Raw genomic sequence first — 25,251 nt, 5'->3', positions numbered from 1 at the left:
AGTGTCTCTTCTTAGATTATCCCATTATGAATGTCATGCCTATAGAAAAATACGTGTTAAGTTATGCACTTTTCAGACTTAAATAACCTCGATGACCAGCTCTGCAGGATACATTCCCTCTGAAAAGGCGGATAAAACTACACGCCCTTTTTCTCCAGTCAACCGAAGGACCGTACTGACACAGCCCCGATACATGTGCATCCAATTTCTGTCGTAGGGCTCACTTGAACAGAGATCCCCATTATCTACTGCTACAATCTCCGCCGGTCCAGTCACATTGAAAATGACCTTTGAACTATCACGGAATACTGGAGTTCCATTCGAGTCCATGGCTCGTACCGTGAATAATTTCTGATAACCTGCCTTTGCTTCCAGACTTGTTACTTCGGAGTCAAAACCAAGCCTTATCGCAGGCCCTGCTGTTTTTAAGATATAGTTACATACCTCTTGATTGTTTCTGTACCCCCTGACCGTAATCGTTCCCGGAAAATAAGGAAGATACCCTGTAATCATTCGACTTGCGTAGGAAGAGGGCTTATTCACATAGAACTGTTTACCGTTTAAATCAATTGTAACTTCATCACAATTCGTTGCGATCATGTAAGGAATCACCGTCTTGTTAAACTGAGGAAAGTTCCAATGACTCGCATATCTTGGAGCATCCCAATGCTCTTTTACTCCATCGTCCTGCAGCGAATAGTCCATTACTGCCATATATACCATCGGTTTATCTGACCAATAGCTCTCATAAAGATAGGATATTGGCTTGCGCTCATTATTCGTCGAGAACAACGAGCCCGCCCATCCTTTAGCAGGATAACCCATAGATTCTCCCAGATAGTCGATACCTGTCCACAGCATACCGCCTATTACATAGTCGTGCTTTTCCACATCCATCCAAGGGACTTCCTCGCTAAAATTCTGCATCTGATCCGAGTGCCCCCGGAAAAATTGATAAGTCTCCGTTCCCAAAATCAATTTATCAGGGATAACCTCGTGTATCATCGGATACCATTGCTCCTGATAATTGCAACTGATCACGTCCACAATCTCAGCTATTCTCCGTATACGTTCCACTCTTTCATGGTTATCATAGATTTCAGTATCACTGACTTCATCAACAAACTGTTGAATATCCTTCACTTGAGACAAATCCATATTGCTCTCATATTTAAAATGTGGGTTCATAGCATAAGAAACCGGTCTAGTATCATCAAGGGTAACCAGATGCTCTTTCAGCATTTTTAAAATCTTAAGCATGGATTCCTGCCCTTGGTTTTCAACTTCGTTTCCTACACCCCACATGAAGATGCACGGATGATTACGATCCCTCTTCACCATAATTTCCAAGTCTGCTTTCCATTCCGTCTCAAAATATCTTCTGTAGGAACCGCCGGTCCATTTATCAAACGGTTCTTCATACACAAGCAACCCAAGCTCATCACAAATATCCAATATTTCTGATGCGGGCATATGGTGAGATGGACGAATTGCATTGCATCCCATCGCCTTGAATTTGGTAAGTCTGTCTTTCCATATTTCTGAAGGGACGGCGACTCCCAGACAGCCCGCATCTTGGTGAATACAGAATCCCTTTATTGTGGTCAGCGTGCCGTTGAGATACATCCCTTTCCCAGCAACCATTTGAATATCTCTAACACCAATCCGAAGCCCATAAGTATCAGCCTTTTGTTCTCCTTCTAAGAGGGACAATTCCAACAGGTAGAGATGAGGATCCTCTGGACTCCATAGCTTGACGTTGGGAATCTTCAGATGAATGATTCCGTTATCCGATTCTCCCGAAATCTGCACATTCGCATCCGTAATTGTTGCCCTGACCAAGGAGGATACGCCTGTTTGAATGGTAACGATCCCTATTTCGCCATCTATTGCGGTTTTCACTTGAATTTCTTCTGGGTTTAAATGATGTTGATGCAGCTCAAGCAGCTTGACCGTTCTGTATATACCTGCCCCTGAATACCATCTGTCAGAGGGAAAAGAGGTATTATCTACCTTAACCAGAATCAGGTTTTCTCCTTTTTGAATATAATCCGTGATATCCAGTGTAAATCTGGAATAGCCGTATTTTCTTCCTCCGATTTCTATCCCGTTCACCCATACCGTACTATTTTCATAAACCCCGTCGAATTGCAGTTGGTATACACGATCCTCTTTGGGTTCCTGAATGATCATACTTTTTCTATACCAGCCTACTCCCCATCTGTCTCTAAAACCTTGAGCTTCCGCTTGCTTCATTTTTCTGTTTATAGGGGCAGTGATTACCCAATCGTGTGGCAATTGAACGGGCTCGAAGTTTTCATCCTTCGGTTCTTTCAAAGTAAATTCCCATCCATCCATAATTAGAGTCTCAATTCGGCTCATAACGATACCTTCCTTTCGTTGCTCAGCAATCATGTATTTGTTATATTCATATTATAAAATTCACATTAAAACCAAACAATCTAACAATATTAATAAAACTTTAAAATATTAAGGTGGGTATTTGCTTGAAAAGACGCATACCAATCATTACGGAATCCGACAGATTGCTACCCTACTATTTAGTCGACGTGGGATCAAGTTGGAACCAAGAACACATTGTACGTCCGGATGGATATTTATATCAGTGGATTCAGTGTATTGAAGGGGAAGGCGAGCTGCTGACCGAGGGGAAAACCTACCGAATTAAAGAAGGCATGGCTATGCTGCTATTAAAAGGAACCCCCCATGAGTATTACGCCATAAGCCCGTCTTGGATTGTGGATTGGATCGTCTTCGACGGACAGCAGGTGGAACCGTTTTTAAGACAAACGGCAGGGACTCAATCCTCCGGTGCCCTTTATGTACTCAGACCCGATATTCTTTTATCCAAAATTCAACATCTCCTGGACATTCAACAATCGGAGGGTAACCTGAAAGGCATCCAGTGCTCAAGTGTCATCTATTCCCTTCTTACCGACATCGTGCAATATACCTCCATTCATCCTAACCATAGTGCTATCCATCTGAATAATAAACTTAAACCATTGTTTGATTATATTGATCAAAATTTTAGTCGTCCTCTTACTTTGGAAGTTATGGCAGAGATTACAGGAGTTACGCCGCAGCATTTATGTACAGTGTTTAAAAAAACAACAAATGTAAGAGTTTTTCAATATATTAATTCCGTTCGAATAAAAAAGAGCAAGGAGCTTCTCTTGCAAAACCCTCAGATGCAAATTAAAGAAATTGCCTATTTGACCGGTTTTGAAGATGCTAACTATTTCTGTACAGTCTTTAAAAATCTGGAACAAATCAGTCCTAACCAGTTCAGGAAGCTTCAATTGAAAATACGAAAATAAAAAGAGAATTAATTTAGAACAAAAACGTCAAAACAGGGCACCAAAGTGTCCCGTTTTGACGTTTTGTTGTTACAAAAGTTTACTCCATGGAGGAGCCATGTTTAACATCAACTGTTGCTATAGCTGTATACCTAACCCTCTTCACGGTATTGGCCCGGCGTCATACCTACCAATTTGCGAAAGGAGCGGATAAAGTTCGCGGAGTTGTTGTACTGCAATCGCTCAGCAATTTCAATAATTTTCATGTCGGACTCCTTAAGCCATTTCTTCGCCATATCAATCCGATACTGTGTTACATATTCGCCGAAATTAATGCCGGTTTCTTGCCGAAAAACACGGCTCACATAATGAGGATGATAGTTGATACGGGAAGAACATTCCTCAAGTGTGAGCTCTGAATCAAATTCCCTTTTAATCATATCGATGATCGCTTCTGAAATATGCTTAAATTGACTATCTCGACGCTTCTCTAGTTCTTGAATGTATGGATGTACAAAAATCGACCAAAACCAATGTTCCATCTCCTGTACATTCCGCAGCTTGAACAGAGACTGAATTAAGGAAGCTTCATCCTCGGCAATTCGGTCCAGGGGGATAGACAATTCCTGCCCGAACTTAAGGAGGTCGACAAGAAGCCGAAGTAATGATAGCTGGTAGTCCCGATGCTGAGTATCAGGTTGGAACAATTCCCCGATAAAATGCTTCAAGGCTAGGTTGGACTGTTCCAGGTTTCCTCCTCGAATCGCATCGAACAGAGCCTGCTCCCCTTCATTCGGAAACATAAACAAATTGCTTTTCTGTGGTTGTACATCCTCAATAAACAAAATCGACTCTTGCCCTAGTCCTACCCTAATCTTCAACGATGTCATAGCTTCGTGCAAAGCCTGCCGGATTTCCGTAAACGAGCTGAAAGAGCGGCTAATTCCGATGCTCACTTTTATATCCAAATATTGAAAAATAGCCGTTTGAATCTCGTCAGATAGGGTGAAGATTTGCTCTTTAAATTCCGCCCCCTCTTTCGTTGAACCAATCAAAGTGACTTGACTATCCGCTTTGACGATTGGTACCAGCCTTTGCTCAGACAACACAAGTTCACCGACGATATTGCTAATGGCAAACATGAGCAAATCCCGGTCCGACTCTTCATATCTGGTATCTTTTAGCGAGTCGATTTGAACAGCAAGTACGCACATGGAAGGCCAGGGCTTATCCAAATTGTATAAGCTCAATTTCTCCTCAAAATCAGCAGGATGCATAGCGCCGCTAAACAATTTTTGCATGAAAAACTCCTTGAGCTGATCTTTCTGCCCCTTGAGTTCATTCATAATCAGGGATTGATTTTTAATTAAATAATCAACACGTTCCCCAATAACCTGGAGCTCCCCATTCGGCTTCTGCTCATCAATCGAGGAAGGAATGCTATTGAGCGTAGCATAAATGGATTGGATCGGACTATACATCTTCTTTGACCCGATCCACGCAAGTACCAGCGTGACCAGCAAGATGACCATACATACAAGTAGTGTAATCCACCCGATAATTTTATTCTGTGCGTTGACTTGTTCGTTAGAAGCTACTGAGACATAGCTCCAGCCATTATATGAGGAAATCCTGTAGGTTACAGTCATTCCCTCTCCATCCAGCTCAGTTTCATATTGATCAGAAGCATTCTTCTTTTCGAGGATAGGCTTCAAGAAGGGTTGACCCGACATATTACTTCCAAGCTGAGTCCGGTCGTGACGATCAACTATCTTGAAATTTTGATCTAGAATAAACGCGCTCCCCAGCTTGCCGTTTTGAAACGTGTCAAACTCCTTTATCACATCAGACGATAGGACTACACAAATAATCCCCGTCGGATTTATAGAGTTAAAGGGATACTTTTTCACAAAGTAAATGAAATGGGAAGAATTCGACGAGTCATCAGGTCCGCTTGTCCAGAAGGAACCTGCCTCATTGGTGGAGAACGCCTCTAGCTGCGCCCTGAATTCCGGGGCGCTGTATTCGTTAACCCCGCTGCCTGAAACCATCCATTTGCTGCCAAGACTATATAGAAAAACATCCTTGATCCCTAACTCGTAGGTTTGAATCAGTGAGATACCCTTATACAACTGATGCACCATTTCGAAATCATGATTCGAGATCTCTTTTTCAAAGGCGCTGGTAACGATGGGTGACTGCAGCAGCTGCGTTGCCGAATTATCAATCGTCCTAAGCGTTTGCTCGACACGCATCTGCATTTGCTGCAATAGCTGTTTGTTGCTCTCATTTACTTTCTCTTGTACAGTTCGTGATGAATTATAATAGGCAAAGGTGCCCAGCAGAATGACCGGTATAGTCCCAATCAGGACGGACAATAACATCAGTTTTAATAAATAAGATGAGGAACGAAATCTCATAATACCTCCAAATCCTAGATCCCTATCAGTTGTAACATGCTTGTAGCTATGAAACAGCAGTTCCATCATACCAATAGACGAAAGTTACGTCGATAGTCCCTAGTTGTTCATATGGGCACTCGGATGCCGTTTTGACTCGTAAATCCCGGAATAGTCATAAGTTGTACTCGTTGTCACTAGTTGATATTTATGAGTAAAAATTAAAAATCCCCCATAGGATAAACAGATCTTATTATCTGTCTATCCTATAGGGGAGCAATCTAACCTAATACAAGTAATTTATTGATCTTAGCATCCGTTGCCGAACAGATTCTTCTGCGTATCCAACACTCCGGCAAGGAATGCTAGCGTAAGCCCTTGTCCCCAGCCCTGAATGCGTTTATCTGGTACGTTTCTATATCCATCGGCATCGTTCATGACCGCAGTGCCAGCAGAAACCCCTGTTACCGTACCATCCACACTAATACGTTCTAGGATACCCTCGATTGACCTCTGCGTATACTTATTATATAAGCTACCTCGAGTTAACAAGGCTGTCGCTATCCCTGCCGATCCCGAAGTTTCCAGCGGAGAGGCAGGATCATCAACAATCGTATGCCACAAGCCCGATTCATCCTGAAGGCGTACCAGCGTGCTCAACTGATCACCGAAGCGAACCATCGATGATCATGAAGGAGGGATGAGTAACTGGAACAAGGTCGAGCGCCCGGGCCATTGTCAGGGCTGCCCAGGAATTGCCACGCGCCCAATGGATAGCAGAAAGGTTGTTTTTCACAATGTTGTCCCAGCCATGATAGTACAAATTCGACATAGGATCCTGCAGGAAATTCTCATGTCCGTGGTACTGCCTTAGCCCATCCTCGATATAGTCCTGACGGTTGAGCAGAGTGCCGATGCGAAGCAAGAAGTATCCAGCCATGAACATCGTATCCACCCAAGCCTGTTCTGGAAAATTGTAGGTTTCTGAATTAACGGTATGTTGGAAAATACCTTCGTCAAAACGTACAGCCTCGTGTGTGAGAAACTCCGCCATATCCTTAGCCGCATCCAAATATCTGTCATTCTGTGTGACTTGAAATAAAGTGAGCAGCGAATGACCGATTGATACCGCGTTGACGGATAGTTTCGGCAGCCCGTCCTCCATATTTTCGTCGACCCAAACTTGCAATTTGGTTAAATACTCTTTCTTGCCGGTAGCCGCATACGCTTCACACACACCATAAAATGCAACCCCACCCGGCCAATCCCAGCTAAAATCCATCTTGAACGTACGTTCTACGACCCGGTCGATAGCCGACCGAATCTTTTCTTCGTCGAATAGTATCTTCGGCATCTCTTCTTAATCCTCTCCCATTAAAGATGTATGAAGAAAGGGACCTATCTCCCTTTCCTCAATAAGCCCCCATTACTTAGCTATTTTAGCGTATTCTGCATTAAATTCCTCGATGACCTTGCTTCCACCGCTTTGCAACCATTTATCAACCGTCGTCTTCCAATCGGCCTCATTGATCGCACCCATGATGAATTTTACAGTCGCATCCGCAATGATCTTCGAGAGCTCTTTGCCCTTCTCAATCTCCGTATTGGAGATAAAAGGTGCGGCTGGATTAGCTATGGCAATCGTGGCGTTATCTTGGAACAGCTTCGTGCTGAGCTTCTCCAGCTCGTTTCCATAGTTAACAACTTGATCTTGCATAATCATAAACTGGTTGCCATCTGTAATTTCTGCTTTGATTTTTGGATCCTGAGTTGGCTTATAACTGCCGTTTTCAATCGTATATTGCTTTCCTTCAATCCCATATTTCATCAGGTTTTGATTATCCTTCTCGGATATTTTATCGAAATAAGTAAGAATTTGTTTGAGCTCCGCTTCCGTTTTCACACTCGTTTTTGGAATCACGTACATGCCTAGATAGCCAGCACCGGCGCGAGTTTTTTCACCCTTAGGACCGGAGATGCGGTTGATTAAATTAATTTTCCCATTCGGATCGATCTTCTTGATGCTGTCCTCGATATTTTTGCCGTCAAGCATATTATCGATCCAAAGTCCTGCTTGACCCTTATTCATGACAGCACGGCCGTCCTGAACAAGCGCGAAGTCCTGATTAATAATTTTTTCATCATACAATTTCTTGTAGAACTTCATTGTATCCAAATATGCTGCCGTCATATGAGCTGGAACAAGCTTGCCGTCCTTCAGTTCCCACTCATTGGGACCGCCCATATAGACCAGAATATCTTTAAATCCAGCTATATTATTCCCCTGCATACCTACAGCAAGTCCAATTGTATCCTGTTTACCATTCTTATCGGGATCTCCTGTTGCGAAGGATTTCAGAACCGTATAGAGCTCATCAACGTTCTTCGGCGCCTGTATACCCAAGTTTGTCAACCAATCCTGACGGATCATCAAACCGAATCGAGCCAGATCTCGCTCACGGTACACGCCATAAATTTTGCCGTCGATGGATACGTTCTTCAGTACGATGTCCGACATCTTACTCAGGTTCGGAAAGTTTTTTAAATACGGCCCAACCTCCCAGAACATACCGCTACGAGCAGCGTTAACGATATTGGAAGCCTTCGGTTCCAGCGCAACAAACGTTTTCGGCAGCTCTCCAGATGCAACTGTCGCGCTTAATTTATCCGAGTAGGTTGAGGACGGCACCCAAGACACCGTAAGTTTTGAGTTTGTCTTTTCCTCAAGTGATTTAAGTACCGAGCTGTCCGCGGGCATTTGCTCAGCGTTGTAGGTTGGCAGCATCATCGTCAATTGCAGCGGCCCTTGATTCACCCCGGCATCACCACTTGCTTTGGGAGTGGCTTCATCCTTCCCCCCACAGGCCGTAAGAACTAGTGCAACTGTCGTGAGCAAAGCTCCGGCTTTCACCATTGTCTTCTGATTTTTTTTGTTCATTTTAATATCCTCCCTATGTCTCTTATACTATTATATCTCAACCCTTAACCGAGCCCATCAATACCCCTTTGGCAAAATGCTTTTGCAAAAATGGATATACGAACAGGATGGGTAGTGTAGATACCACAATTACCGCCATCTTCACCGATTGCTCTGGCGGAGTGACATAATCAGCATCCATCGCAGTGGAGTCACCGATCCCGCCCGAAGCCAAGATCACAATCTGCCTTAAGAGCACTTGAATTGGCCATTTCGTATTGTCATTGATATACAGCACTGCGTTGAAGAACGTGTTCCAGTGTCCTACCGCGTAAAATAACGAGAAGGTAGCGATTGCGGGCATGGATAGCGGAAGCACAATCTTGAAAAAGATGCCAAGGTCATTACAGCCGTCTATCTTGGCCGATTCCTCCAAGCCGTCCGGCAGCTGCTGAAAAAAGTTCCGCATAATAATTAAGTTGAAGGCGCTGATGGCGCTTGGGATCAGCAACGACCAGTAGGTATCGATCATCCCTAACTGCTTGACCACCAAGAACGTCGGAATCATCCCGCCACTGAATAGCATGGTGAACACAACCAGCATCAAGATTGGTTTGCGGAAATCCATATCTTTACGTGCTAACGGATACGCCATTAAGCATGTAAAGAAAATGTTGATCAGCGTACCAACGACAGTAATGAAGATGGTAACCAGCAAGCTTCTGACCAATGTTTGAGTCGAAAATATATATTTGTACGCATCCAGAGAAAATTCTGTCGGGAATAGGATAAATCCACGCGTCAGCAACTCCTTCTGTGTGGCGAACGAGCCAGCAACGACATATATGAATGGGATTACGGTAAGCAAAGCGAATACAATCAACAGCAACATGTTCAAGCTATCGAATATTCGGCTTCCCCAGCTTTGCTTTAGCGGCATAGCGGTCCAACACTCCTTTTCTAGTAGATACCTTCTTCTCCGAACTTTTTGGCTAAATAATTAGATCCGACGACAAGAATTAAGCCGATGATCGATTTGAACAAACCGATTGCTGTACTAAAGCTGTACTGTCCTTGGCTAATCCCAACAGAGTAGACATAGGTGTCGAAAACTTCTCCAACCTCACGGTTCATAGCATTAAGCATTAGGAAGATTTGCTCGAAACCTGTATCGAGGAAATGTCCCAGTCGAAGGATCAGCATAATGACAACCGTGCTGCGAATGGCTGGGAGCGTAATATGCCACAGTTGGCGAAGCCGGTTCGCTCCGTCCATGCGTGCCGCTTCGTACAGTTGCGTGTCGACGCCGGCCAGTGCAGCAAGGAAAATGATCGTACCCCAGCCCGTTTCTTTCCAAATGACCTCAGCGGTAATGACCGTCCGGAACCAATCGGTACTCACAAGGAAATTGATCTTTTCTCCCCCATAACGCACCAGCATCTCGTTCACTATGCCTCCTTCTGTCGTTAAGAAGATGTAGGCGATCCCAACGACTACAACCCAAGACATAAAGTGAGGAATGTAGACCAACGTTTGAACGATCTTCTTCATAAATTCCCGTCTTAGCTCGTTTAGCATGAGTGCAATCACAATCGGCAGTGGAAAGAAAAACAGGATATTATAGGTGGCCAGAATTAAGGTATTGCGAAAGAGAACGAGAAAGTTCGAATCGCTAAAAAGACGTTCGAAGTGTTTTAGTCCTACAAACGGACTATCCCAGAAGCCCAAAAACGGCTGATAATCTTTAAATGCGATAAAGATTCCGTACATCGGCCAGTACTTAAAAATAAGAAAGTACAAAAGACCAGGGAAAACCATGAAATAGAGCCATCGGTTTCGTACCAGTCTCCCCATCATCGTCGACGACCTTGTTGCAGAAGACATAGCGATTCGCGTATTCATACTTTTTTGCATACTACTTACTTCCTTTCATTCCCCAAATACATTCATTAATAACTTTGAAACTGTATTTCCATCATAATGTGGGGATTAAATTACAGTCGATAGTCCTTGGTTGTTCAAATTAGTTGCCCCACGCCATTTTTGTGACCACCAACCGTAAACAGTCATTAGTTGCACTTGCTGTCACTGGTTGATTTTTGTACGGTTCATGCCAATATGGGGTGAACACAAATAGCCATACGATTTCTCGTATGGCTTAGTATCAAGTAATGTTACAACCCGGTTCGCAACTTGCCGATTATTAGTCAACCAATAGTTCAGATCATACGTGAGATTATGCGATTTCATCCGATCGGCTTATGCTGCTTCATTATTGTTTGTCTTAAATTACGGAAAAGACACTTTTATCGCTACCCGTTTCGTTGTTCCAACGACTGCACTGAAATCAGAGGTGACGATGGATTTGACATATTCATTCGTGGCGAATTTTGAGACAAGCATCGGAACTGGATCCATCCCGTCTGGTACCCATCTGGCAGTTATCTCGTACTTAGCAATCGGCACTGATTGGAGACCTGGTCCGTCCGGTGAGAAGGTGCTTAACTCCTTAATCACTTTACCTTCGCTGCCGTCAATTAAATACTCAATTTGTTCCAAGTCGTATTCGTTTTAACCGTCGTAGACGACATGGCGGCTGCAATCAATACAACATTGAGGTCATTATCCTTGTAATTGCCATCGGGCAAATTATTCGTTCCGTATGCGGCTGTTATGATTGGTGCACCGCCGCCATCAGGGGATGTCCTGGTGCCTGTTATCGTAAGGTTTTTACTTTGTAGAGACAAACGGGTATTCTCTGTTAACTGAATACCTGCGTACGCATTATTCTTGAATTGCGTATCACGCACGGTCAGTTCAACAAGGGAGGTTCCTGCCGTAACCGTTACGGCACCAGTGGATCCCCCAGCGTACTCGATATGGGCAAAGTCGATGGAAGCGCGGCCTTTTACAGTCTGTTCATAGTAGTGAATGCCTTTCCAGAACCCAGGCTGTGCACCTGCCGTATCCGCTGTAAATATGCTTGGATTATTCTCCGTTCCTTCTATAACAAGTCCTCCGGGAGCATTCAGACCAACAAGAATTCCCGCTCCATTCTCGAAGCGAAACACGGCACCTGCTTCAATAACAAGATTAGGGCTATCCTTACCTTCAACATAGATGTCATCCTTTACAAAGTGAGGACTTCCACATACCCCCCATGTTTCCCCGCCTGGCTTAACTGTACCGCTGTGCACTTGTCCTCCAGGTAGGTTACAACTGTCATCTGTTGTAACGATGGCCGTATTGGTTGTTGAATCGAAATCAACGTCAGCCCCAAGAGCCTCAGAAACAAATCTTAAAGGCACATAAAGCAGTGCTTTATTAATCACAATTCCCTTAGCCATTCTAGGCATCTTAATAACATATTTATGTATTTTATTTAGCTATTTTGGGCATTGCATCTCGAGAATCTGTATATTTATCTTCAACAATTAAGTCTAAAAAGATGGTTCTTATAAATACTTACAAAGACTCGTACATCTTTGAAGAGATCGAGAAGTTGGCAAATGGAAAGTATCGATTAATTCAAACCATCAAAATTGTAAAACCGGATGATAAAAGTCAGTCAATAATTTCGCTTCAGAGTGAAGTATTAGGTTCACTGACCAAATAATGAGTGTCTGCACATCAGAGGGAATTTTTTGAGTCTGATATTAAATGCTCTTAATGTTGTTGTTATCATTTCTACTCTCTAAATCCCATAGTAAAAAAAAGACTGCAATCACGTAAGGAACAGTGATTGCAGTCTTTTTTTTGTTGACCATTCTTTGAACAGTCTCCAATTTAGCATCATATTTATTGATCTATCCGTACATCTCACGAAATTGCTGAGGTGTCATCCCCGTCATCTGATGAAAAAGACTGATAAAATAGCTAGTTTGGCTAAATCCTGTTTCATAGGTGATCTGCAAAATCGATAATTGAGTAGACACCAACATATTCCAGCTTCTTCTTTTCGCCTTAATTATAGACTACTTAATAACGACGTATTCCAAGTTAACCAGCTTGGCGTAGGTCACGATTTGGTCTGTTGTCAAGTTCAAAGAAGCAACGGTATGGTGGCCGCCACCATTCTCTATCCAGGCTCTCACCCCATCCTGGAAGTTCGGCTTCACGCTCCAGAGTACACGAGCCACAGGAAGCTTAGGAGCCGGAACCGTCGGCTCAAAAGCGGTAACCTCGTTGATCAGCAATTTATAATGAGTGCCGAAGTCCGCCATGGATACGACGACGCCTTCCCCGGCTTTACCGTCGAATACCAGACGCGCCGGATCTTCTTTACCGCCGATTCCAAGTGGCGAAACGATGATTTTGGGCTTGTTGCTTGCAAAGGTCGGATCTACTTCGAGCATATGGGATTGCAGGATCGCTTCCTGACCAGCCGCCATCTCGTAAGTGTAATCCTCCATAAAGCCTGTATTTTGATTGTGGCTCATCACTTTCAGCAAGCGGGCAAGAGCAGCTGTCTTCCAGTCACCCTCACCAGCAAAGCCGTAGCCTTGCGCCATCAGACGTTGAACAGCAAGACCAGGAAGCTGTTTCATTCCATGCAAATCTTCGAAGTTAGTAGTGAAGGCATTATAACCTTTCTCATCCAAGAAACGTTTGATGGCAATTTCGTAACTCGCTTGGATTCTGACGCTCGCTTCCCACGCTTCTTTACTGTTCGTTCCGAAATCGAATTCGTAAAGCTCCGCATATTGGCCCAGCAGATCATCAATTTCTTGCTCTGAAACGGCATTCACATATTGCACTAGGTCGCCGATGCCGTAATAGTCCACGGTCCATCCGAATTGAATTTGGGCTTCGACTTTGTCCCCTTCCGTTACGCCAACATTGCGCATGTTGTCGCCGAAACGGGCAACTTTAATGTTGAAGCTTTCATTATAAGCAACAGCTACGTCCATCCAATCCGCAATCTGCTGTTTCACTTCCGGACGTCCCCAGTAGCCTACAACGATTTTATTTTGTTTCTTCAGACGGGCATTAATGAAACCGTATTCGCGATCGCCGTGAGCGGCTTGATTCAGGTTCATAAAGTCCATGTCAATCGTTGCCCAAGGAATGCTTTCATTGAACTGTGTAGCCAAGTGAAGCAGAGGCTTCTGCAGCATTTTTGTACCGCGAATCCACATTTTTGCTGGCGAGAACGTATGCATCCATGTGATGACACCAGCCACTTCATCACGATAGTTGACCTCTTTCATGAGGCTTGTAATTTTATCCGCGGTTACTGCTAGGTCCTGCAAGACAAGCGGATACGGAAGTACACCGCTATTATTCAAAGCATCGGTCATTGTCTGCGCGTGAGCTTTTACTTCAGCCAGCGCCTCTTCTCCGTACAGATGTTGCGAACCTACGACGAACCAAAACTGTTTAGCTGCTGTTGTTGACATCTTAATCATCCTCTTCCTGTATTTATTAATGAGTACGGTTATTACTTCTGCCCGTAGTAGGCATCTTTCCCGTGTTTCCGAAGATAGTGCTTATCCAGTATGCCTTGAGGCAGTTCTTTTGCAAAATGATTCAATTGCCGCGCGTACAAATTCATCTTGCAAACTTCCTCTAGCACAACGCTGTTCACGACTGCCGAATTCGCATCTTTCCCCCAAGTAAATGGAGCATGCCCCTGAAGCAGGACGGCCGGAACTGCCATGACATCCAATCCGCGCTTCTCGAACTCTTCGATGATGACACGGCCCGTCTCCGCTTCGTACCCCCGGTCAATCTCCGCTTGGTTCAAGAAACGGGCGCAAGGCACGGCGCCATAGAAGGTATCCGCATGCGTCGTTCCCATAACGGGTACATCCAGTCCCGCCTGCGCCCAAATGGTTGCCCAGGTTGAGTGGGTATGTACGATACCGCCGATTTGCGGATAGTGTTTGTACAACACGGCGTGAGTCGCGGTATCGGAGGACGGTCTCATCTCTCCCTCGACCACATTACCGTCAAGATCCACAACGACCATGTCGCTCGGTTTCATCTTTTCATAGCTGACTCCGCTTGGTTTGATCACGAACAAGCCGCTTTCCCTATCGATGGCGCTCGCATTGCCCCAAGTAAATTTTACGAGTCCGTGCTTCGGCAAATCCAGATTCGCTTGATACACTTCTTCTTTCAGTTGCTCTAACAACGTTAGTCCCTCCCGTTCTCTAGCAGATGGTCTACTGCAGCTTGTTCGATGGCCAACCCTGCTTGATATCGTTTGATGAATGCTTGGAACCCTTTTACATCCGATGAATCTGGAGCAATCTCCTGTCCTTCGACATCTCTAAAGACCTTCTGCTCGAGAAAGTTATCCAGGCTCTCTTCTTGATCCTTATTGATCATATATGAAGCCAGAAGCGCCATACCCCATGCCCCGCCTTCGCCGGCCGTGGACATGACCGAGATCGGTACGTTCAGCGCGCCCGCTAAGATCTTTTGTCCGACGACAGGAGTTTTGAAAAGGCCCCCATGAGCCAAAATGCTGTCAATGGCGACTTGTTCGTTTTCGGTCAAAATGTCCATTCCGAGTTTCAATGCTCCGAAAGCAGTGAATAAGTGCGTTCGCATGAAATTAGCCAGATTAAAGTTGCTTTCTGGTGAGCGAACGAACAGCGGCCGGCCTTTGTCGATTCCCGTAATATTCTCGCCCGAGAGATAACCGTAGCTAAGTAAACCTCCGCCATCCGGATCAGCCTCTAATGCCTTATTCAACAACACGCTGAACAATTTGCCGGAATCTACGCCGTATCCCATGGCTTCGGAGAATTCACGGAACAAGCCCATCCAGGCGTTGAGATCGCTGGAGCAGTTGTTGGCATGCACCATGCCGACCGGATTGCCGTTCGGCGTCGTGACCATATCGATCTCCGGATAAACCTTGGATAATTCTTTCTCCAATACAATCATTGCAAAAACGGAAGTGCCCACGGAAATGTTACCCGTACGTTTCTTGACGCTATTCGTCGCAACCATGCCTGTGCCGGCATCGCCCTCTGGAGGACATAGCAGAATACCAGACTGCAGATCCCCATCTAGGTCTAGAATGCCAGCTCCCGTCTCCGTTAGTTCACCAACTTGCTCACCGGAGAGATATACTTTAGGAAGAAGATCCTCAAGCTTCCACGGATAACCTTTAGCTGCGATAAGTTCATCGAATTGTTTAACCATCGATGGATGGTAATTACGGCTTGCTTCATCAATAGGGAAGATCCCAGAAGCATCTCCGATGCCGATCACTTTTTTGCCAGTCAGCAGCCAGTGAATATATCCAGACAGCGTCGTTACGAAATCAATACTAGGTACATGTTCCTCTTGATTTAATATCGCTTGGTACAAATGAGCGATACTCCAGCGCTCGGGGATATTAAATTGAAACAAGTCCGTTAATTCCCTAGCTGCCACGCCGGTTGTTGCGTTGCGCCAAGTCCGAAACGGCACCAGCAGCTCACCCGTGCTGTCGAATGCCATATAGCCGTGCATCATAGCGGAAAACCCGATCGAACCCACGGTCCGGAGGGTAACCCCGTAATTCCGTTCCACTTCTTGCTTCATTTCACGATAAGCGGTTTGGAGGCCTTTAATAATATCCTTCTGGTTGTACGTCCAAAATCCGTCTTTCAACTGATTTTCCCACTCATAGCTTCCCGATGCGATGGTCTCGAATCGACGATCGATCAACACCGCTTTGATCCGCGTAGATCCGAATTCGATACCTAGCGAGGTTTCGCCCTTGGTTATCGCTTCTTTCAAGTCTACAAGATTCATAATCACATATGTCCCCTCTCTGTTTAACCCAAACGATTTTGATTCGTATACTAGCTAATTCCGATCGAATCGGTCACTCGATGAAATAAAAGGAAGATTTCGATCGCAAGAAGGCGCTTTCTCCAATTGATAGTTTTAGTATATTTTCTGTACGTACATTTGTCAATATATCGTTATAGTTATACTAACATGATCTGTAATCGCCCCTATTTTTTCATCACAGTCACCTTTATAAAGGAAATGGGTAGAAGTTGTACCATTGAATTCATGAGTAAATATAACTACATTTGCATTCCATGCAATTTATGCTAGAATGTGTACGTACAACTTATCGAAAAATGATGAAAGAAGTGGATTTCATGAAGCCAAAATACCAGATCATCATAGATGATCTCAAAAGTTATATCCTCTCGGGAACGTACAAAGCAGGCGAGAAAATCCCTTCGGAATTCGCTTTGCAGGAGGAGTACAATGTTAGCCGGCAGACGATTAGAAAGGCTATTCTGGATTTATCGAACGAGGGTTTCCTAAGAAGCGAGAAAGGATCCGGTACATACGTCAGCACCCAATACCGTTCCAGGACGGGTGGGAAAATCATGAATAAAACGATTGGCGTCATCACGACCTATATCTCGGATTACATCTTTCCCTCCATCATCCGCGGCATTGAAAGCCGATTAAATGAAGATAACTATTCCTTGCTGTTAGCTAGTACAAATAACGATATCTCCCAAGAAAAAAAGGCGTTAGAAATGATGCTGTCCTTCGGAGTAGATGGGCTGATTATAGAACCTACCAGAAGCAATGTATATAACCCCAACATCGCTTACTACCTGTCTTTTAAGGAGCAGGAGGTTCCCTTCACGATGATCAATGCCTATTATGAAGAGTTGGAGGTTCCTTTCTTCTGTCTAGATGACGTGCAGTCCAGCTATCTAGCAACTCGGGAGCTGATTGCCAAAGGACATACCCAGATTGGCATCATCGCGAAAATGGATGATTTGCAAGGGAAGTATAGAATGAAGGGATTTATCAGGGCTCTTGGTGAAGCTAAATTACGGTTCCAGCAAGAGCATGTACTTTCTTTCGATACGGCAACGAAGTCGGACCTGTCCGCTAACTTGGAAGTGTATCTGAACGACAATCGGGATGACTTGACTGCGCTTGTGTGTTACAACGACGAGGTAGGCTTGGAAGTCGTACATGTCTGCAGAAAAATGGGTATCTCCATTCCAGACGAGCTATCTATCATTGGTCAGGACAATTCATATATCGCCAAAAACGCGAATATCAAACTAACGACGCTGACTCACCCCCAAGAACAAATGGGACGCGACGCAGCGGATTGGGTAATTAAGAATTTACAAGGTAAAAAAGACTTGCCCACCAACACCTATTACCAGCCCGTATTAATTGAAGGTGAAACCGTAAAAGCGATCGAAGTGGAATAGTCATGGACTGTGTTATTACTTACGGTTCATCGTATCAGTTCTGCCGGCGAAGAAATCAGGGGTTTAACCCGGTGTAAAAAAAGTATACCGGCGTGACGCCGAAGCAATACAAGGAGCATACTGTTTAATCGCATACTCCTTACATTAGACTAACGCGGAAGCCGCAATGGATTTGATAGTAGGTGTCCTGAAATATTATGCCTCCAATAGTTGGAAGGTTCCGTAATATTGCCCGGTAGTTGAGCTCTAACGCGTGAGTCTAATAGTTCATTAACCCGGTTTATACATCTCTAGCAGTTGTTGTTGGGTGACAAATAAGTTCTGAAGTGCAAGAAGCCAGCAAACGCAAGGGTTTGCTGGCTTTTCAAAGAAAGAGAAGTGGGATGGGAGTACTCCCCCTCTGCTCTGTCCTATATTTTATTCCAATAATTACTACTTAAAGAATGTTACGGTGGTATAAATATAAAAATGCTATTGCTTTTTTCTTTTAAAAATTTCCGGCTCCCTTAAAATGCCGACTTTATTAAATTGGTACTGATAAGAAAAGCTCTCGTTATCCGTCCGCCATGAACCATCGCCGTACCATCTCATATTCTCGTCGGAAAGATGAAGCTGTCCAAACGTATTGATTCTGCTTCCGAATGCCTCCAAAACGACGCTGTGCTTCCCTTTTCCCAGATAGCCAAGTGGTGCGCGGTAAGGTGAGTACGCAATCGTTCCTGTTCGCTTTCCGTCCACGCTGACACCGATCAACGGTGCGCGGAATTTAGTAATCCCTACCTCGTACTCGGCGGCTTCCACCACTTCGAATTCGTATTCATATCGAACATTCCCACCATAGAACGGCAGACCCTGGTGGCATATATCACTAAATCCGAGTTTTTCAGGATGCTTTGTTATTGATGCTTTATTTCCAACTACCTTAACTCCGAAATCACCGAGCAGATACATATTCTCGACATCAATGTGAGATGCATAGGCTATTTTCATATGAATATTCAGCTCTCCGGCAGACACAGGCTTTAGTACGATTTTACGGATGCTCTCATCCACATAATAGCCGCAGTCATTCTGCTCGATCTTGATGCCATTCACAACGATTTCCGTCATTTCCGGCTGCTCTAACGCCAGATACAGTTCATCCAGCCCCGTTTCCAGTTCTACCTTGAAGCGGAGTTCAAGCACATGCTCCCGCTTTTCTTTTAAATTCGCAAACGGCTGAGCCACTCTCTCATAACGTATTGGCATGCCTAGCTGCTGGCGAATTTTATTGTCCAAGCGAAGAAGCTCCTCAACAGCTTGCCACTCCCCGCCATCCAGACGGTATTCCGCCATATCGAGCACAAGCACATTAGGTTCGGAAAGGGAGTAATTCACAGCATTAACAATTGTCTGTACGTTTTCCCATTCAGCTAGCCTTGCTGCATCCACGATTTCCGCCGGGCATTCCTGATTAACATCATCATTCCTCTGTAACTTCAAGAGAAGACTATCTGCTTCATGCATCCGCCATTTAAATACCGTGCTGCCATTAGCATAATCAGCCTTCACTTCTTTCGTTGAACCCTCTTGCGTATCGTAGAGCGTCACTTACCAAGTCCCTGGAATAGTTACCTTAAGCAGTTCGGATGTTGTCAAATCGTCATTGACGATTTTTCTTCCATTGGCCAAAAATACAAAACGGCTATCCTCGGTAACCTACTAACACTATACGAGCAGCATCCAGTCCTCGCAACATACTCATTTCAGTTTCAAAACAAATTTCCGTAAACGCTTGATTTAGCGGAGATTTCTCAGGGCATACTCCTTTAAAAGAAGAAACGTCTGATGATCCTAGGAATGTTGAGTCTTTTGTACTACATGCAAGAAGCCAACAAACACAATGGTTTGCTGGCTTCATTCGAATTAAAATGTTCTGCAGTAATATAACGGTATCGTTGTTATACCTTATTAATCACTTATTTTGTTAGTACGGGGTTAATTATTTAGTAGGTTATCATTTCTCCTTAAATGGATAGACTCTAAACCACTCTGCATCAAGATATCCTTTTCTTTCACCGTTGTCTAAGCCGGCGGCGAACATACCCATTTTTGCGCCAACCCAATGTCCTTTCGATGCTTGAAAATGCGGAATGTCGATAGGTTCGAATGCATCTCCATCCTCGCTAAATCGAAAGGAACAATATCCGCCATCTTCAACCTCAACTTGTAGATACAATGCCAACGAATTTATGGGTCTAGCCCATAATTGACGTTCCCCATTGGCATCGCCTGCCATTGCCACAAGTTCAAATTGTTCTCCCGCAGAGCTTGGGTTCATTGTACGATGAATCCCTATATACATATATTGATACCCAAAAACGATCAACCCGGCTCGGTCTCCACTCTCCAGTCCACTGACATCCAGCTTAACAGTAGCTACAAACTCAGGAGCTGGGAATTTCTGCAGCAGCAAATGTGGTGCATGGTACAGACTAGGAGCCCCAGCAGGCAAAGCTTCGGCAAACAATCTTAATGCGCCGGATCTTCCTTCCAGGGAATACCATCGTTGCATCGGATTAGCCTGCCATTGCCATTGCAGTCCTAAACGGGTGTCATCGAACTCATCGGACGTATCTGGCACTTCAATCGAAATTTGCTTACCAACATTAGGTTTGTTCCACTGAAGCCCCGGCTCTCCAATACCGTCCCCATTGATGTCCTTCCCCATTAGAGGCCAATCCTCTGTCCACTCCACCGGCTGCAGGTGCACGATTCGACCATAGGCATCGCGATCTTGGAAATGCATAAACCATGATTCACCCGATTCCAATTCCACCCAACCACCCTGATGCGGCCCGTTGACGGAAGTATCCCCTTGATGAAGTACAATGCGATATTCATATGGACCGAACACGCTCTTAGACCGGAAAACAGTTTGCCAACCTGTCTCGACACCGCCTGCAGGTGCGAAGATATAGTAATTACCATTTCGCTTATACATCTTTGGCCCTTCCAATGTGGGGTGTTTATCAGGATTGTCATACACGATAGTTCCCTCATCTAGAAGTCGCTTACCATCGGGAGACATCCTGCAAATTCTGAGCTTATGCTTAATCCCAGCACGGCTGCCAGCAAAGGCATGTATTAAGTACGCCTGACCGTCATCGTCCCAGAATGGGCATGTGTCGATCAAACCTTTACCGGCTTGAACCAAATGAAGTGCGGACCATTCTGCTGATGGGTCATCTGCTGTGCTCATGAAAATGCCAACATCAGGGTCACCGTAAAATACCCAATACTTACCGGCATGATATCGAATACTCGGCGCCCAGACCCCTTTGCCGTGCTGAGGCACTTCGTAACCGGGAAGGTCCATCTCTTTAATCACATGGTTAATGAGCTTCCAATTGATAAGATCCTTGGAATGCAGAATCGGTAAACCGGGGATATGGCCGAAACTAGAAGCCGTCATATAAAAATCCTCACCGACACGAATCACATCGGGATCAGAGTAGTCTGCGTAAAGAATGGGATTGAGGAAGGTACCATCTCCCTGATCGGATACCCATGCCTCCCGATTCAATATACCGTAATCAGTTTTATTCATTATTTTATCTCCTTTCATCATCATACTTCTAAAAGAAAATGAAGTGTGCCCAAGTCATATCGGGCTCACTTCATTTAAGTAGCCATGACTAGCGCTTCATATAGCGGTCATAAGCCGCTTGCTGTACCTTAGTAACTTCGTCCAGCCCCATCTTGTTGATTTTGGCGACAAAATCGTCAAACTTATCGATAGACTCGTTGCCGTAAATGAACTTATCAAACATTTCATCCTTAAACGTACTGATTTCTGTGTATTTGGCATTGATTACTTCCCGCTCTTCAGGCGTGTAGGACAGATACTCTTTCGGGAAACGATCCGTGACAAATTTTGCAGCCTCATCCCTTTTCTTAACAACATCCGCGGATTGTGAAGCGTTCTCGTAACGAATATCCAATTTGGACACGAAGTGCAAGCGACCTAGCGCTTTGATCACACTTCCTGCGGCAAGCTTCGGATCTTTGACAACCTTATCTGTATACTGAGGCTGTCCGTTCACCATCGTATACGTGTCTCCTTCGATTCCGAAATTGTATGACAGTTGTCCCTCTTGGCTGTAGAACCAATCTGCCCATTTGATGAGCTGATCGATATTCTTCGATTTTGCACTGATAGCAATTCCTGTTGTTGCAATAGGAAGCTGCTGATTCTTTGTATATTGCTTACCATCGGTACTTTTGAGCGGATTGATGATCGATATGTTTACGTCTTTATTGACTTGTTGAATGGACTTATTGAAATAATCCTGGCGAGCAAAAACATCCCAAGTCATACCTGATACTTGCGTGGACAGCCGTTGATCCCAAATTTTCGTATCATTGGTGGCATACTCGGTATCAATCAATTTCTCTTTATACAGCTTGTTCAAATAGGCAAGTGCATTCTTCAACTTAGGATTCGTATATGTGAAACCTACCTTGCCGTTTTCAACTATAAAATCTTCATCCAGCGAAACACCGAAAGGTTCGATAAATCCATTTAAGCCCGCTTTTTTATTTCTTGTCGTGAAAGGAATCTCATCCGCTTTACCGTTACCGTTCGGATCTTGTTCCTTAAACGCTTTCAAAACGTTATACATCTCATCCGACGTTTGAGGCTGCTTCAAGCCTAGCTTATCGAGCCAATCTTGACGTAGCAAGAAGGTGTTATTAGTTTTTACGGCCAAGAAGTGCGGAAGATAATAAATTTTACCGCCGTCTGTCTTTAAAGCACGGGCATAAGCAGGATTGCTATCCAGCAGCTTCTTGAGATTAGGCATTTTATCCAAATATTTGTCAATCGATAAAAAGGTCCCTGCTTCTCCACCTTTGTTCAGCATATCCCCCGGACTTTCCATAAGGTCGGGAACATCTCCAGAAGCGATGGTGAGATTAAATTTTTCTTTGTATTGATCGGCATTCTCGGGTCCCGCTATCCAGTCAAACTGCACACCTGTATGCTTTGTAAATTCCTTTACCCACGGCATATCATTGTTCATCGGAGCTCCAGGATCGTTTTGCACCATAAATCGGACCGTAACCGGTTTATCCAGTGTGACCGCCGAACTAGCACTCGGCTGTGTTGAACTGCTTCCTGCTGTTTCTTTCTCACTCGAGCAGCCTGCGAGCATTCCCATTAAGGCTGTCACGGAAAGTGCGGCAGGTACCATCCATGTATTTTGCTTCGTTCTAAATGTCATTGAAAACCCTCCTTATTAAATGTAAATCATTTATCAATCAAAGGCTATCGCCTGTGACTACAATTGAATGTGTTTACCCTTTAACCGATCCTACCATTGCGCCTTGTACGAAATATTTCTGAACAAATGGATATACCACCAAAATAGGCAGTGTTGCAGCCATAATCGTTGCATATTTTACGGTTTCTCCCCTTAGCGCCCGCTCAGAAGCATCCGTTCCCCCCAGTACAGAATCCGTATCATTCATAATGACAATGTCGCGAAGCAGTAACTGAATAGGCTGCATCGATTTGGAGCTTAGATAAAGCATAGCTGGAAAGAAACTATTCCACTGCGCAACTGCATAAAAAAGTCCTATTGTCGCCAAGGAAGGCAAAGAAAGGGGAAGCACAATCCTTAGCAAAATTTGGATATGTGAGCATCCGTCAATTCTAGCCGCTTCCTCCAGCTCTTGTGGAATCGCTTCAAAAAAAGTACGCATGATGAATACATAAAAGGAAGTTACAGCACCCGGAATAATAATAGCCCATATAGAATCCCTCATACCGAGAGCATTGACGACAAGGAAAGCTGGAATAATGCCGCCTGAGAACAACATTGGCAGAAGAATAACTGTTGTAAATGCTTTTCTACCCCACATATTTCTCCTTGATAATGGGTACGCGGCTAATACTGTCAAAGTGATACTAACCAGTGTTCCCGTAATCGTGTACAAGACAGTATTGAGATAGGATCTTCCCAGCATCGGAAATTCAAACACAAGTTGATAAGCTTTCCAGTTAAAACCCTTAGGGAATATCGTAATTTTCCCCTGCTGGATATAGATTGGCTCGCTTAAAGAAGAAGCTAAAATATAAAGAAAAGGGTACAGCGTCAATACGACAACAGCGATCATGATGACGGCATTTACGATATTGAAACTTACTCTCCCTATGGTTAACCGTTGATTTGGCATGAACTGTATCCTCCCTTACCACATGCTAGTTTCAGAATATTTCTTGGCCAGACGGTTTGCAGCAACAATCAAGATCAACCCAATGATCGATTGGAAAAATCCAACGGCACTAGCAAAGCTATAGCTAGAATCGATGATTCCCTTGCGGTAAACATAGGTATTGATTACGTCCGCTGTAACGTAAGTAGTCGGATTATACAGAAGCAATATCAGCTCATATCCGACTTCCAGCATATGGCCTATCTTAAGCAGCAACAAGATGATGATCGTCGAAGCAATACCAGGAATCGTAATATGAATCGCCTGCTTCCACCGGCTTGCTCCATCAACCATCGCAGCTTCGTACAATTCGCTGTTGATACCAGTCAATGCTGCAAAATACAATATGGCAGACCAACCAATCGTTTGCCAGCTATCTATAGCTGTGTAAATCCATTTGAAGTATTCCGGTTTCATCAAGAAATGAATCCTTTCAACTCCAAACATGGCGAGTATATTGTTAATCATCCCCACACTTGGTGACAAGAACGTAACAGCCATGCTGGCCACGATAACCGTAGAGACAAAATGGGGTAAGTAGCTTACGGTTTGCACGGTTCTTTTTACTACGCGGCTACGGACCTCGTTAATGAGAAGTGCGAAAACGATAGGCGCAGGAAACACAAATAATAAATTCAATAGGTTAAGCAATAGCGTATTTTTCAACAGCCTAAGAAAATAAACAGATTCAAAAAATGCGATGAAATGCTTTACCCCCACAAAGTGGCTACTTGCGAATCCTTTAAAAATATCGTAATCAAGGAATGATAATACAATGGCTCCCAGCATCGGCACATATTTGAAGAGCGCATAATACACTAGGACAGGTATAAACATCAAATAGAGGTGATACTCGTTCAGCAGACGTTTCTTTAATTTCGTACCGGTTCTCTCGCTTATTTTAGGTCTTGATTTTGCGACATCACCTGCGGCGTTCTCGATATTCATAGGCATCCCCTTTCTAGCCGAATCCAATGTTCAAGCTCATGCCCCTATTATGTCTGCTGCCCTCCTTTACGTAAATCGATCATTCTTTCGTAAGATCGTTCTAAAACCAAATCTGATCTTCTTTTTTTGGGATCCATCGTAATATTTTGCGTTTAACGAAAAAACCGGTCCCTGCTATGGCAGGAACCGGTAATATCCAATGT

Annotated in this window: 18 protein-coding genes and 1 pseudogene; 2 read left to right on the top strand and 17 right to left on the bottom strand. The window is 44.2% G+C overall.

Annotated elements, in window-relative coordinates; all coding sequences use genetic code 11:
* Positions 1 to 78 precede the first annotated feature (78 nt).
* A complete protein-coding gene (locus ACSQ8P_RS05620) occupies positions 79 to 2,382 on the bottom strand; it encodes a glycoside hydrolase family 2 protein (protein ID WP_436234283.1) in 2,304 nt (767 codons plus the stop codon).
* A 125-nt stretch (positions 2,383 to 2,507) separates the two neighbouring features.
* Here ACSQ8P_RS05620 and ACSQ8P_RS05615 point away from each other — a divergent pair, with 125 nt between their 5' ends.
* Positions 2,508 to 3,341 carry an AraC family transcriptional regulator gene (locus ACSQ8P_RS05615; protein ID WP_436234282.1) on the top strand — a complete coding sequence of 278 codons (834 nt, stop codon included), beginning with the start codon at positions 2,508 to 2,510 and terminating at the stop codon, positions 3,339 to 3,341.
* A gap of 131 nt (positions 3,342 to 3,472) precedes the next feature.
* Here ACSQ8P_RS05615 and ACSQ8P_RS05610 read toward each other — a convergent pair whose 3' ends face one another.
* From ACSQ8P_RS05610 to ACSQ8P_RS05560, 11 genes and pseudogenes are all read right to left on the bottom strand, one after another.
* Positions 3,473 to 5,740 (bottom strand): helix-turn-helix domain-containing protein, encoded by a 2,268-nt coding sequence (locus tag ACSQ8P_RS05610; protein WP_436234281.1) that lies wholly within the window; start codon positions 5,738 to 5,740, stop codon positions 3,473 to 3,475.
* A gap of 288 nt (positions 5,741 to 6,028) precedes the next feature.
* A pseudogene (locus ACSQ8P_RS05605) lies at positions 6,029 to 7,073 on the bottom strand (glycoside hydrolase family 88/105 protein).
* A gap of 72 nt (positions 7,074 to 7,145) precedes the next feature.
* The gene (locus ACSQ8P_RS05600; protein WP_436234280.1) at positions 7,146 to 8,657 is read right to left on the bottom strand and encodes an extracellular solute-binding protein; all 1,512 of its coding nucleotides are present in this window, start codon (positions 8,655 to 8,657) and stop codon (positions 7,146 to 7,148) included.
* A gap of 37 nt (positions 8,658 to 8,694) precedes the next feature.
* Complete coding sequence (locus ACSQ8P_RS05595; protein ID WP_436234279.1) at positions 8,695 to 9,576, bottom strand: carbohydrate ABC transporter permease; 882 nt, start codon at positions 9,574 to 9,576, stop codon at positions 8,695 to 8,697.
* Between the two features lie 20 nt (positions 9,577 to 9,596).
* A complete protein-coding gene (locus ACSQ8P_RS05590; protein WP_436239462.1) occupies positions 9,597 to 10,520 on the bottom strand; it encodes an ABC transporter permease in 924 nt (307 codons plus the stop codon).
* Between the two features lie 405 nt (positions 10,521 to 10,925).
* A complete protein-coding gene (locus ACSQ8P_RS05585; protein WP_436234278.1) occupies positions 10,926 to 11,195 on the bottom strand; it encodes a hypothetical protein in 270 nt (89 codons plus the stop codon).
* Positions 11,174 to 11,983 carry a stalk domain-containing protein gene (locus ACSQ8P_RS05580; RefSeq protein WP_436234277.1) on the bottom strand — a complete coding sequence of 270 codons (810 nt, stop codon included), beginning with the start codon at positions 11,981 to 11,983 and terminating at the stop codon, positions 11,174 to 11,176. The genes ACSQ8P_RS05585 and ACSQ8P_RS05580 overlap by 22 nt, the downstream gene beginning before the upstream one ends.
* Positions 11,984 to 12,442: 459 nt before the next feature.
* Entirely contained in the window at positions 12,443 to 12,571 is a 129-nt protein-coding gene (locus ACSQ8P_RS05575; protein ID WP_436234276.1) for a helix-turn-helix domain-containing protein, read from the bottom strand.
* A gap of 39 nt (positions 12,572 to 12,610) precedes the next feature.
* Positions 12,611 to 14,035, bottom strand: coding sequence for an L-arabinose isomerase (araA, locus tag ACSQ8P_RS05570; protein WP_436234275.1), 1,425 nt, complete (start codon positions 14,033 to 14,035; stop codon positions 12,611 to 12,613).
* A gap of 41 nt (positions 14,036 to 14,076) precedes the next feature.
* Complete coding sequence (locus ACSQ8P_RS05565) at positions 14,077 to 14,772, bottom strand: L-ribulose-5-phosphate 4-epimerase (RefSeq protein WP_436234274.1); 696 nt, start codon at positions 14,770 to 14,772, stop codon at positions 14,077 to 14,079.
* 2 nt (positions 14,773 to 14,774) lie between these two features.
* On the bottom strand, positions 14,775 to 16,391 hold the full coding sequence (locus ACSQ8P_RS05560; protein ID WP_436234273.1) for a xylulokinase: 1,617 nt from the start codon (positions 16,389 to 16,391) through the stop codon (positions 14,775 to 14,777).
* 359 nt (positions 16,392 to 16,750) lie between these two features.
* Here ACSQ8P_RS05560 and ACSQ8P_RS05555 point away from each other — a divergent pair, with 359 nt between their 5' ends.
* Entirely contained in the window at positions 16,751 to 17,842 is a 1,092-nt protein-coding gene (locus ACSQ8P_RS05555; RefSeq protein ID WP_436234272.1) for a GntR family transcriptional regulator, read from the top strand.
* Positions 17,843 to 18,313: 471 nt separating this feature from the next.
* Here ACSQ8P_RS05555 and ACSQ8P_RS05550 read toward each other — a convergent pair whose 3' ends face one another.
* From ACSQ8P_RS05550 to ACSQ8P_RS05530, 5 genes are all read right to left on the bottom strand, one after another.
* Positions 18,314 to 19,432 carry a hypothetical protein gene (locus ACSQ8P_RS05550; protein ID WP_436234271.1) on the bottom strand — a complete coding sequence of 373 codons (1,119 nt, stop codon included), beginning with the start codon at positions 19,430 to 19,432 and terminating at the stop codon, positions 18,314 to 18,316.
* Positions 19,433 to 19,838: 406 nt separating this feature from the next.
* Positions 19,839 to 21,431 carry a glycoside hydrolase family 43 protein gene (locus tag ACSQ8P_RS05545; RefSeq protein ID WP_436234270.1) on the bottom strand — a complete coding sequence of 531 codons (1,593 nt, stop codon included), beginning with the start codon at positions 21,429 to 21,431 and terminating at the stop codon, positions 19,839 to 19,841.
* 88 nt (positions 21,432 to 21,519) lie between these two features.
* A complete protein-coding gene (locus ACSQ8P_RS05540; RefSeq protein ID WP_436234269.1) occupies positions 21,520 to 23,106 on the bottom strand; it encodes an extracellular solute-binding protein in 1,587 nt (528 codons plus the stop codon).
* A 73-nt stretch (positions 23,107 to 23,179) separates the two neighbouring features.
* Positions 23,180 to 24,061, bottom strand: a complete 882-nt coding sequence (locus ACSQ8P_RS05535; RefSeq protein WP_436234268.1) for a carbohydrate ABC transporter permease — start codon at positions 24,059 to 24,061, stop codon at positions 23,180 to 23,182.
* A gap of 15 nt (positions 24,062 to 24,076) precedes the next feature.
* Entirely contained in the window at positions 24,077 to 25,048 is a 972-nt protein-coding gene (locus ACSQ8P_RS05530) for an ABC transporter permease (RefSeq protein ID WP_436234267.1), read from the bottom strand.
* Positions 25,049 to 25,251 lie beyond the last annotated feature (203 nt).

Origin of the sequence: Paenibacillus sp. LjRoot153 (assembly GCF_964253085.1) — a bacterium.
In the GTDB taxonomy this organism is placed as follows: Bacteria; Bacillota; Bacilli; order Paenibacillales; family NBRC-103111; genus Paenibacillus_E.
The sequence above is the reverse complement of the archived record's forward strand: the minus strand, read 5'-3'. Positions and strand labels throughout refer to the sequence as shown.